This is a genomic window from Enterococcus sp. DIV1682a, assembly GCF_051711005.1.
In the GTDB taxonomy this organism is placed as follows: Bacteria; Bacillota; Bacilli; order Lactobacillales; family Enterococcaceae; genus Enterococcus_B; species Enterococcus_B hirae.
On the sequence record NZ_JBIOLT010000001.1, the window covers coordinates 1758607 to 1770404 of the forward strand.

8 protein-coding genes are annotated in these 11798 nt (G+C 37.9%); 1 reads left to right on the plus strand and 7 read right to left on the minus strand.

Features of this window, described 5'->3' with window-relative positions:
• Positions 1-55 precede the first annotated feature (55 nt).
• A complete protein-coding gene (locus IGJ23_RS07915; RefSeq protein ID WP_438774821.1) occupies positions 56-433 on the plus strand; it encodes a YccF domain-containing protein in 378 nt (125 codons plus the stop codon).
• Positions 434-608: 175 nt separating this feature from the next.
• Here the strand turns inward: IGJ23_RS07915 and IGJ23_RS07920 are convergent, their stop codons facing one another.
• The 7 genes from IGJ23_RS07920 to IGJ23_RS07950 form a co-directional block, all read right to left on the minus strand.
• Positions 609-1667: a family 20 glycosylhydrolase gene (locus IGJ23_RS07920; RefSeq protein WP_438774822.1), complete on the minus strand. Its 1059-nt coding sequence runs from the start codon at positions 1665-1667 to the stop codon at positions 609-611.
• Positions 1668-1684: 17 nt separating this feature from the next.
• Positions 1685-3037, minus strand: a complete 1353-nt coding sequence (locus IGJ23_RS07925; protein WP_438774823.1) for an alpha-L-fucosidase — start codon at positions 3035-3037, stop codon at positions 1685-1687.
• Positions 3006-5243 carry a glycoside hydrolase family 3 N-terminal domain-containing protein gene (locus IGJ23_RS07930; RefSeq protein ID WP_438774824.1) on the minus strand — a complete coding sequence of 746 codons (2238 nt, stop codon included), beginning with the start codon at positions 5241-5243 and terminating at the stop codon, positions 3006-3008. The genes IGJ23_RS07925 and IGJ23_RS07930 overlap by 32 nt, the downstream gene beginning before the upstream one ends.
• Positions 5236-8310: an alpha-mannosidase gene (locus IGJ23_RS07935; RefSeq protein ID WP_438774825.1), complete on the minus strand. Its 3075-nt coding sequence runs from the start codon at positions 8308-8310 to the stop codon at positions 5236-5238. The genes IGJ23_RS07930 and IGJ23_RS07935 overlap by 8 nt, the downstream gene beginning before the upstream one ends.
• A gap of 72 nt (positions 8311-8382) precedes the next feature.
• Complete coding sequence (locus IGJ23_RS07940; RefSeq protein WP_010718908.1) at positions 8383-9822, minus strand: ABC transporter substrate-binding protein; 1440 nt, start codon at positions 9820-9822, stop codon at positions 8383-8385.
• Between the two features lie 16 nt (positions 9823-9838).
• Positions 9839-10756, minus strand: a complete 918-nt coding sequence (locus IGJ23_RS07945; protein WP_438774826.1) for a carbohydrate ABC transporter permease — start codon at positions 10754-10756, stop codon at positions 9839-9841.
• Positions 10757-10770: 14 nt separating this feature from the next.
• Positions 10771-11739, minus strand: a complete 969-nt coding sequence (locus IGJ23_RS07950) for an ABC transporter permease (protein WP_010718906.1) — start codon at positions 11737-11739, stop codon at positions 10771-10773.
• Positions 11740-11798: the final 59 nt, after the last annotated feature.

Consider the following 11798-nt stretch of genomic DNA (forward strand, 5'->3'; position numbering starts at 1 on the left):
GGAAATCTAAGAACCATTACATGGTATAATGGGAAAAAATTTAGTAGGTGTTAAAATGAGAATGTTAGGAAACTTGATTTGGTTTATTTTTGGAGGCTGTATCGGTGGGATTGGTTGGTTTTTAGCAGGAGTCATTTGGTGTATAACGATCATTGGTATTCCAATCGGGTTACAATGTTTTAAGCTGGCAACTCTTAGCTTTTTCCCATTTGGTAAAGAAGTCATTTATAGCGATAGTGGGACTTCTTTAATTATCAATATCATCTGGTTGATTATCAGTGGACTCCCATTAGCGATTGCCCACGTGATTAGTGGTCTTATACTCTATATTACGATCATTGGTATTCCATTTGGTAAACAGTCGTTTAAATTAGCTAAATTAGCGTTGATGCCTTTTGGTACGAGAATCGTTCTAACCAGAACTTATTATTGATTAGATAGTTAAGAACCTGGTAACAATTTCTAGATCTAAAAAAGCCGAAGAATGTCAAAAAAGAAACAATTTTTGGAATCTTCGGCTTTTTTGTTTGGACAACTTTTAAGAAACACCAGGATCAATTATTGAAGACAACATCAACTATAGATTCACCTCTTTGATCACTGATTGTTCATATTGTTTCGTGCCAGATGATTTGCTGTTGTGCAGCTAATGGTTCTTTAATCATTGTTAAGACTTCCTTTTCAGTCAAAGCATCAGGGTAGTCACTCCAGATAGCAAAATAGGCACCTTGTACTTTTTTCATTTGTTCGTTTGTTAATCGTTGGTTTTCAGGAAATTGATCAATCGTCCAGTGGTCTTGAATCTTTTGAGCTGTAGGATATTTATAACTGGCACCTTCTCCTAAAACAAAATAGAAAAATTGATCGTTGACATTGATCAATTGATGGTCACGAGTGAGAAATTCCCCCGCAGTCGCCATTGTTGCTTGATGTTTCGTCCAATACGTAATTTGAATAGAAGGTTTTAATTTACTTTTCATGAGCAGTCCTTTTTTATAGACACCATCATTCCAAATTCTAGCTTTTTTACCTAATGTTTCGACATAGTCTGCTAACTCATTGATGTAGTCGATGAAAACATCATACTGACGAGTTGGGTCGTGGTATTCAGCGATTGCTTGTGCTTTTAATGCAGGATATTTATCCAACTCTGAAAATTCAATGTATTCATCTGCCCCTAAATGGAAATAGTCGGAACGATGAAATAACTCTGCATATTCTTTTATCATCTTTTTGATCATGGCGACCGCATCTTTTTTGGTGATATCAAGGGCTCGATTAGTGGGAAAAATCAAAGAATCCTCGCCTTTTCGCTCCATTTGCCATTGTGGATAGATTGCCAACAACCGTTGCAAATGACCAGGACTATCAAACTCTGGAATCACAGAAATCCCCTTTTGCTCCGCATAATCAATCAAATCCGTCATTTCCTGTTTCGTCAAAAATTTCTCTGATGTGATTTCTGGAATTGTTTCGCATTCCAACCGAAATCCTTCATTATCAGAAAAGTGAAGTTGCAAAGCATTCATTTTCAATGAAGCCATGTAGTCTACAAGTTTTTTCAGAAAATCCATTGAATAAAATTTACGTCCAATATCTAAAATCACGCCACGCTCTTTTAAAGAAGGTGCTTTTGTAACAGATATTGGCTTGTTTGATTCATTCATCAAGTAGCATCCACTCCTTATTCTGCCATTAGTTGCCAACAACCAATGCCCTCTATCGTTTTTCCTGGTACTAAAGTTTCTGATCCCATTACCTGATTTTTTTCAGACAGTTCTTGAATGGTAAAGTTTCTATAATCCAATCCTACCTCAGACAGCAATAAAGATGAAGCGTTTTCTTTATAAAAAAAGTAATAATCGCCATTTTTCTGGGTCACATACCAGCCTTCAGGGGAATCAAACGATACTGCTCTTGTCTCATAGATTCCTTCACCATATTTTTCCAACCAATCGCCTAGTCTTTCTAAAATCGCTACCGCTTCTGTAGGTAACTCTCCATTTGGTTTAGGTCCGATTCCTAGTAGTAGATTTCCTCCTTTTGCAACGATCTGGACGAATGATAGAATAACTTCTGCTACTTCTTTATATTCATCATTTGGCCAATAGCCCCAATTTTTGGTTAATGGGATATTGCTTTCCCATACTTTGACTGGTGGTTGTTCAGGTATTTTTCTTTCTGGTGTCACATAGTTCTCATAGGCCCCGCCAATGGTTCGATCGACAATCAAGAGATCTGGCTGAGAATGCCGAACTTCACTCGCTATTCTTTCCATATCGAGTTGTTCATTGCCCTGATTCACCCAGCCTCCATCTAACCATAAGATATCAAGTGGGCCATAATTTTGGCTAATTTCAGTGAGTTGATTCGTAACAAACCGATCATATTTCTGCCAGACTTCAGGCAACTCTTTTGGGTCATAATTTGCGTATCGCCCAGTCGCTTCTCTTTCTGGCAACCAATAATAAGAGCTATGCCAATCTGGTTTTGAATAATAAGCACCTGTCGCTAGTCCTTCCTTTCTAAAAGCGGTGACAACTGCCTTAAAAATGTCTGCTTGAGGCGCTTTATGGTAGGGACATATCGCTGCAGTTACTTTATAATCCGAATACTTTGTATCATACATTGTAAAGCCGTCATGATGTTTTGTTGTAAAAATCATGTAGCGAAAACCAGCTTGTCGGCACAGCTTTGCCCACTTAGTTGGTTCAAACTTATAAGGATTGAAACTATGGATCAACCCCCAATAATCTTCTCGTAATTCGACCATGTTCGTGCGCCAAGGTATTTTTCTTGCCCAGCTGTCTTCTTGTGACAATTGCCAAGACTCTACAATACCGGGAATACTATACAGCCCCCAATGAAAGATCACTCCCAGTTTTTGATCTTGAAACCAATCGAGTTTTTTTTGGATATTAGCGGGTAACTCCTGGTAATGATCTGTTTCGCTTTGATGGTTTTCGACAATGTCTTTTCGCAGCTTACGGTCTTCGTTTTCCTGTTCAACTGCGGATACACCATGTGCTTTTTTCATGATCATCAACCTTTCTAAATAATTGAATACTTTGTTTAAAGGTAACTGTTTCAACTGTCAAATGAACTTCTCTTGGCAATACTTCTTTAAACGTTTCATCTAAATAGTATAACTGTTCTTTTGTTAGGATAATTTCAATCATTCGTTCTTCCAATGGGGTTAGATGTACTTTTTTAAATGCGAGCAATTCTTTTTCTCGTGGGGGAATAAAACCTTGTTGTTTTTTCCCGTAAATTTGAATCGTCTCTGCTCCACTATGATTACCTGTGTTTTTCAATCGACAAGAAACCTTAATCGAATGATCTTGATGAGCGGTAAAGAGTACATCGGTCAATTCAAACGATGTATAGCTTAAGCCATAGCCAAAACGATAGATTGGCTTTTCAGGATAATCGGTATACGTTTCTTTAAATTGAGTATTTCGATAGTTATAATAAACGGGTAATTGACCTGAATGCTCGGGAATCGTAAACGCTAATCTACCATTCGGATTTTTTCCAAAAAGAACATTCGCGATCGCTTTTCCTCCGTATTGTCCTGGATAGCCAGCGAAAAGAATCGCTGAAACATGTGGTTCAATCGCTGAGATACTATGAGGTCGGCCTTCAATCAAAACGGCAATGACTGGTTTTCCATGTTTTGCTAATTCCTTGACTAGTTTAATTTGGCATTCCGGTAGTTCGATCGAGGCTAGGTCAATATTTTCCCCACTAGTCATTTCTTGTGATCCCTGTAATGCAGCGCCATTTTTAGCAAAAGCCGTTGAAAAATCTCTGGCACTGGACCCACCTAAAGTCACGACAATGACATCTGCATTTTCAGCTACTTGATTTGCTTCGTCTAGTCCTTGAGGTAGATCAGTTGTGATCTGACAGCCTTGAGCAAAAGCCAATTGGGTAGTTGAATTTGCCGTGTGCTCTTCGATCCCCTGCAATAGATTGTAACATGATGCTATTTTTTTAAAAGGCGTGTAATCACCTAATAGATGATAGATATTATTCGCATGAGGTCCTACAACTCCAATTTGATTTAATTTCTCTTTTTTCAAAGGTAATATATTGTCATTTTTCAACAATACTAGACTGTCTTCTGCCAAAGCTGTACACAACGTTTCTTTTTGTGCCGAAGTAAAAGAAACTTTCGATGAACTTTGGCTAGAGAAAAGACCTAATTCGCTTTTCAACTCAAGAATTCTTAAAACAGAACGATCAATCACTTCTTCATTTACCAGCCCAATAGCCACTGCTTGTTCTAGATAAGGAAACACCTCGTCCCATAAGCTAAGATCAACTCCACTAGAGATGGCTTTGGCTGCAGCCATTGATGGATCGCCACAAGTTTCTGCCACTCGATCTAATGCACAACCATCGGCCATGACGATTCCAGAAAACCCATATTCTTCTCGTAAAATTTCTTGTAACAAATGGGGATTCGTGTGACAAAATACACCATCAATATCGTTATACGCTGCCATACAGCCTTTTGCGCCAGCTTTAATTCCTGCTCGAATGGCGGGTAAATGGATTTCCCTTAACTCACGCTCTCCGATTGCCACTGGACCAGAATTATGTCCTCCCATGACGTTTCCTTGACCAGCCAAATGTTTTAACACAGCTTTAATTTTTTGTTCTTTTTGTAAACCAGTTACAGCTGCTTGGGTAAAGGCTGCTGTTAGATACGGATCTTCACTAAAACATTCTTCTGTTCTGCCCCAGCGTGGATCTCTTAATAGATCTAAAGTCGAAATCAGTCCAAGATGAGCTCCTTTTTCTTGTAACTCCGCAGCCACGACTTCCTGCAATTGTTGGTAAAGTTCTGGATTCCAACTACATCCCACTGAAAAATTCGTTGGCAAAGTGGTGGCTTCTAAGGCTTGATGCCCATGGGGACATTCTTCGGATAATAAGACCGGTATTTTTAAACGGGTCTCTTTTTTCATGTATTGTTGGATCATCTGACTGACTTCTTGTGCCTCACTGGTTGTTAATCCAGTCAGCTCATTTCTTTCAGACCAAGGATCGGCACGAAATACCCCATAAATGACACCGACTGTGCCATATTTTTTCACTTCATTTTTGAAATAGTCCGTCAAAAAAAGCTTTCCGTCTTTTTTTTCGTAGACTTGCCAGCCATACAATCGTTGATTCAATTGTCCAACTTTTTCTTTTAGTGTCATTTTTTGCAACAATTTTTGCAAATCACCCATCGTTCTGCTCCTTTAATTGGATTTTGAAGGTATGGATCTCGTAAGGTTTGAACACCACAGTAACTTCATGATCATTATCTAAAGCGACCGTTTCAATTGGATTTTCTAATAGATCGCAAATCTGTACATGTTGAATTGGCTGAGAAAATTTTAAGACCGTTGTTGTTTGGCGATTTTCAAATTCATAAGCCCGCATAATGATGGATCCATCCGTTTCAGCTTTCTTTAAGGTTTCCAGACAAATGTTTCGTTCTTGACAGTTCACCCACGAACCTTCTGGTAAAGTTTTCTGTTCTTGACGAACAGCCAAACAAGGGATATTTAATTGACGAGCTTCTTCTTGGGTCTTCGCTTCCTTCCACGTTTGAGCATGGCAATAAAGCGAGTAGGTGAACTGATGATTGCCTTGATCTGCTGTTTCATAAGGATCTGTGGCGGATTTGATCAATGAGACTCCTAAATGTTGGTATTGAGCATCAAAGCCATACTTTGAATCTGTCAATAATGAAATCCCATAGCCATCATCGGATAGATCGACCCATTTATGTCCACATACTTCAAACTTTGCTTTGTCCCACGAAGTATTTTTATGCGCCGGTCGTTGTAGATTGCCAAACTGGATATCATAAGTCGCTTGATAGGCATTAACAGGCACTGGAAACTCCGCTCGAAGGAGACTATGATTTTGCTGCCAATCAACCTTCGTTTCAAAATCGATTCGTGCTTTTCCGTGAATCAAATGGATGTATTGCGTAATAGTCGAATCATAAAATTTTCTAACGATTTTCAACGTATCCCGAATCGGACCTTGATCAACAATCAATGCTTCTTGAATATCGGTAATGATTGTTGGTTTATTTTTATAGTAAAAGTCAATGTCCCATGCATCATAATTTAAAGGCAGATCTTCGTAAACCAGTAGTTCGTTCACTGCTTTCTTACCAGCGATTTCTCGTTGGTTCTTTTTATCGAATGCACTGATCATACGATAGTGTTCGTCGAATAAAAGACTAAAGTCTTGTGTCTCGTATTGCTTAATTAAAGGAGTGGTTTCCGTTTTAGTCGTGACTTCACGATCTAATTTTACAATAGTGTAATAACTCCCACCGAGAGCAGGTAAATGATCGAATCGTCCTAAGAATTGTCCATCATACGTTTTTTGGCTGACAATCGACTGACCTTGATGTTCCAGACATTCTCCTGATTCCAGTGGTAATGGAACGATGACTTGTTCACTTACTCCGCTAGGGTTGAACAGATAAAGAAACTGTCCTGCATCGTGACTTGGCAACACTGTGTCAATTAATTGGTTCATTTCAGTGAAAAGTTCGTGATAATCAATATCTGTCTGATCATAAACTTCTTTGATTCCGCTTCCTGGAAGAATATCATGGAATTGATTTAACAATAATTGTTTCCATGATTTTTCCAACATTTCAGCTGGATATTTTTCTCGGGCAAAGATACTATATAATTTTTCAACTGTCTGTAATAACGTTTCACCAAATCGATTGTTGCGCTTGTTTTTCCCGATGGAGGTATACGTTCCCCGATGGTATTCAAAATACAGTTCTCCGAGCCACTCTTTTTCCTGATGTTTGGTCATTTTTTCTGAGAGTTCTTCAAAAAAATCAATTGCTGTGCTTTCAATGACTTGGGGCATACTTGGCAAACCTTTTTTCATGCGTTTCAACGTTTCCAACATGTCTCGTGTTGGTCCTCCGCCACCGTCTCCATAACCGTAAGCGATCAGAATACTGTCATTGACATCCTTATCTAAGTAGCGTTCCCAACTTCCTTTCACCGTATAAGGATCGAGTAGTCCATTGTAAGTCGTATAATAAGGTGTCGGGCTATAACCGTCACTGATTGTCGTAATAAAATGAGTTAGCGCTCGACTACCATCGATTCCTTGCCAAAAAAAGCTGTCATAAGGGATCTGATTGAATTGATTCCAAGAAAGTTTTGTTGTCATGAAATAGGGCGTGTTTGTTTTTTTCAAAATTTGCGGTAAAGCTGCAGAATAGCCAAAAACATCTGGCAACCACAAAATTTGACTTTCTTGACCAAACTCTTCGCGTATAAATTGTTTCCCATAAAGAAATTGACGGACCAATGATTCACCTGAAGCAAGATTACAATCTGCTTCTACCCACATAGCCCCTTCTGGAATCCACTTGCCTGCAACAATTTTTTCTTTGATTTTCTCATATAGTTGCGGATAGGTATCTTTGATCAATTGATACATTTGTGGTTGACTCTGAATGAAAGTCAGTTCATCATATTCCTCCATTAATTTCAATACAGTCGAAAAACTACGTTCTCCCTTTTCAACCGCCTGCATCACTGTCCATAACCAAGCCAAATCGATATGTGTATGACCAACAACCAAGGCACGAGGAGCATTTTTTACTAAGCCTGTTTGATAAAATGCACGTTCTAAGTGTTCTTTTGCTTTCATTAATCCTTGATAATATTCTGAGCTATAAGGTTTATAAAAATTCAATTGATCAACTACTTGTCCTAATTCTCTTTCATAATAGATATAATTCGAGTCATGCTCGTTTAGCGATCGCCAACTATCCAATATCACGAACAAATCGTAATAGAGTTCATAAGTCAAAGGATCGATCAACCTTAGCTCAACCGTCAAAGGATATTTTTTTTCCTCCCGACCTGAAAAAACCTCGATTTGCAATGGAATCCGATCTCTTGAAGCATATTCTTTGGGTAACCGCAAAGTCGTATGGTTAACATCTAATCCTTGGATCAGCTGATCATCAAAATACACTTTTATTTGTGGGTTTGTCGTTGAATCCCATTCAGTTAGTGAAGAAAAGATTGCTAAATCGACTGTTTGATTTTGAAATTCATTTGGTAAACAGAGTTCTCCTGCAATTGTATAGTACTGATTTTTTTCGCCAAAATAAGCACCTCTTTCAAATTCTTTTGTCCCCGTTTCAGAATGAAAAACTAAATTCTCAACAGGTATCGCAGTTTTGATCATGTTCTTTTTTAACTCTATGATGATTCGTTGCACACGTTCAAATTCTAGTAATTTTTTCACACTATTCCTCTTTTCTAGTGAAAAGCCAGGAAACAACTAAAAAAATTGAGCTCCTGGCTTGTACTATCTGTATTATTTTTGTTCTTTTTTCCAACTATCATATTGTGTTTGCATTTCCGTGATAATTTCATCTAGTCCAGCCGCATTCATTTTTTTCTTCATATTATTCAAATTCTCTTGTGTTTCAACTGAGCCAGTGTTGATCAATGCTTTAAATTCTTCTTGTACGTTATTCAAAGCAGCAAGTTGCGTTGTCACAGCTTTCGTGTCAAAGTTGAATCCAAGTGCTGGGGATGCTTCTGCTTGCTCATTATAAGATTTCAACACTTCCCATTCGTCTGTTGGTGCACCTTCTTGGTGATAAAGATTGAAGTAATTCCCAAACATATAAAATGGCATCGTATAATTGCTATGAGCATCTAACCATTTGATTGTCTTCTCCCCAGTTTTTTCATAATGTGTTCCTTCAATACCATAGGATAAGAGATTCATCAATTTTTCGTCGGTATTTACAGCTTCTAATAGCTTCATCGCTTCTTTTGGATGTTTCGAGTTCGCACTGATCACCGTACCGCCACCCATTGCTGAAGCATTCGTCACAATTGAATCTACCATAGGCGTTACCACTACATCTTTTTTCACTTGGTCTTTGACTGTTGCTGTATCAAGTGGTCCCATCACGGTTGAAGTAACAAACCATTCTTTCCCAACAATATCGGTTTGTTTTGCCAGTGCTGCATCTTTATTGACATAGCCTTTTTTCATAAAATCTCTCACTTTTTCAACCCGTTCAACGTATGGTTTCTCAAAATAATAATTGACGATCTTCCCTTCATCTCCTTCAAGGTTGATCCCAACGGATGTTGATAATTCATCGAATTTATAAGGGTTTCGGTAACCTTCAGACATGTACCAAGGATTGATTCCTTCTTTTTCCTTGATCGTTTTGAGCCATGGTTCAAGTTCATCATAGGTTTTGATTGATTCGTACGGAACATCATATTTATCAACTAGTTCTTTATTGAAGACAAAATATTCCGTAGCAGCGATTTCTTTTTGCGCTGGTACCCCATATATTTTTCCATCAATGGTGGAACCTTTCCAAAAATTCTCGTAGATTTCAGCTTTTAATCCTTGGTTTTCATTATCAAGTAATTCTGTGATATCGTACAATGCGCCCTTTCGAGCATTGGTTAAATAATTAAATCCTCCTAGCCAAGAAGCAGTAAATGCGAGATCAAAGCTTTCTCCGGCATTGACCAGTGCGCTCATCTTTTGGTCATATTCACCCCAGTCAATTTGATTAAGAGACACTGTGACATTATATTTGTCCTTTGTATACTTATTGACCGCCTCATTCACTTTTGCCACATCTTTTTGTGGAATACCCGTTATGTACCAAGTAAGATCCACCGTATCAGACTCACTCGCATTACTGGTTTTGTTACTTGAACATCCTGTTAAAAGACCTCCTGCTAATAATGCAGCTCCTAGCAATACAAATTTTTTCATTATTTTTCCTCCTATACTATTCTTTCACTGCGCCAACAGTTAAACCACCAATAAAATATTTTTGAAAAAAAGGATATGCAATCAAGATCGGTAAAGTAGCTACTACTACCACCGCCATTTTGATCGTTTCAGTGGGTAAAGTACCGGTTTGGGTCATCCCCATTTTTCCAGCATTGTTTGCAATAAATTCAATATTATTCTCCATCTTCATCAACAAATACTGTAACGGTACCAATTGATTATTATCGGTATAAAGTAATGCTGAAAACCAATCATTCCAATAGCCTAAGGTTAAGAATAAGGCAATGGTTGCGATACCTGGTAACGATAACGGAAGTACGATTTTAAAATAAATCAACCACTCACTGGCACCATCGATATATGCTGATTCAATCAATGCTTCTGGGACAGACATTTGATAAAACGTTTTCAAAACCATGATTGAAAACGTGGACATACACAAAGGTAAAATCAATGCCCAGATAGAGTTCCTCAACCCTAAAACATTCACAATCACAATGTAATTACCAATCATCCCACCGCTAAACAACATGGGTATCAAAGAATACCTTGATAAAAACCCTCGATAAGCGTAAGTCTTTCGAGAAAGGGTATACGCAAAGGTCGACATTAAAAACACACCGATGACGGTCCCAATGATCGTAATGAAAATCGTTGTACCGAAAGCGGAAAAAATCGCTCCTTCTTCAAAAATTGCTTGAAAAGCTGCTAGGCTCCATTTTTCAGGTAGCAGTCGGTACCCGTTTCGTTGGATCGATTCTGAATCAGTAAAGGCGATAATACAAACTAAAATAAAAGGAACAGCAGTTAAAAAGGTCAATATCCCTAAACCCAGACTAATCAAAAGGTTATTTTTTTTACTGATTCGTCCAAATCGGTTCAAAGATTCACCTAGTGTTTTTTTTGCTTCCACTCTTTTTTCCTCCCTTAAAAGATTCCTTGTGTTTTATCGATTTTTTTGACGATCATGTTGGTTCCTAACACTAAAAAGAAGCCAACTACTGACTGCAACAGTCCACCAGCAGCCGATAAACCGATATCTCCCATAGACGACAATCCGCGATAGATATAAGTGTCAATGGTTTGTGTCACATTGATAAGCGCCCCTGAATCTTTTGGCACTTGATAAAACAATCCGAAGTCTGTCCGAAAGATCCCCCCTACTGCTAAAATCGTCAACATAATGATCACCGGTTTCAACATAGGAATCGTGACATACCAGATTTGTTGGAATTTTGTTGCTCCATCAAGATTAGCTGCTTCGTAATAAGATTTATCAAACCCGCATATTGCGGCTAAAAAAATAATCATATTGTAGCCCATCGTTTTCCACATTTGTACAACGACTAAAATATAAGGCCAATACTTTGCTTGCATATAAAATTGGATCGGCTCTTTCCCAATACTTATCAAAAACTGATTGATAAACCCATTTGTCGGGTCCAAAAATGCAAATACGATATAACTGACAACGACCATCGAAAGAAAGTAAGGAATAAACATGACACTTTGATACAATTTTGATAGTCGCTTACTGAAAATTTCATTTAACAATAATGCAAGGATCAATGGCACGATGATTCCCATAACAATGAACAGCACATTATAACCAACCGTGTTGCGAATAATCAGGCTAGCATTCCCACTTTTAAAAATAAATTCAAAGTTTTTAAAAGCGACCCAATCACTCTTCATAAAACTCTCAAAAAAATTACCACTTAATCGAAAATCTTTAAACGCCACTAAAATCGCAAAAAGTGGAAAATAGGAAAATATCGCAAACCAAATAATTCCTGGTAAAGAAAGGAAAAATAAAGGTCGGTTTTTTTTAAATGTTTTTAACACACGATTTTCCTGCTTCTTTTTGACAAATGTTGCTGCTAATTTTTCTTCCATCCTGTTCAACTCCTTATCTATGTTTATCATAAAGTAAATAAAGCGCTTTCTCAATTTGC

Excerpts from the sequence above, each read along its gene's own strand:
- IGJ23_RS07925 (WP_438774823.1), bottom strand. The coding sequence starts at position 3,037 with ATGAAAAAAGCACATGGTGTATCCGCAGTTGAACAGGAAAACGAAGAC.
- IGJ23_RS07915 (WP_438774821.1), top strand. The coding sequence starts at position 56 with ATGAGAATGTTAGGAAACTTGATTTGGTTTATTTTTGGAGGCTGTATC.
- IGJ23_RS07920 (WP_438774822.1), bottom strand. The coding sequence starts at position 1,667 with ATGAATGAATCAAACAAGCCAATATCTGTTACAAAAGCACCTTCTTTA.
- IGJ23_RS07950 (WP_010718906.1), bottom strand. The coding sequence starts at position 11,739 with ATGGAAGAAAAATTAGCAGCAACATTTGTCAAAAAGAAGCAGGAAAAT.
- IGJ23_RS07940 (WP_010718908.1), bottom strand. The coding sequence starts at position 9,822 with ATGAAAAAATTTGTATTGCTAGGAGCTGCATTATTAGCAGGAGGTCTT.
- IGJ23_RS07930 (WP_438774824.1), bottom strand. The coding sequence starts at position 5,243 with ATGGGTGATTTGCAAAAATTGTTGCAAAAAATGACACTAAAAGAAAAA.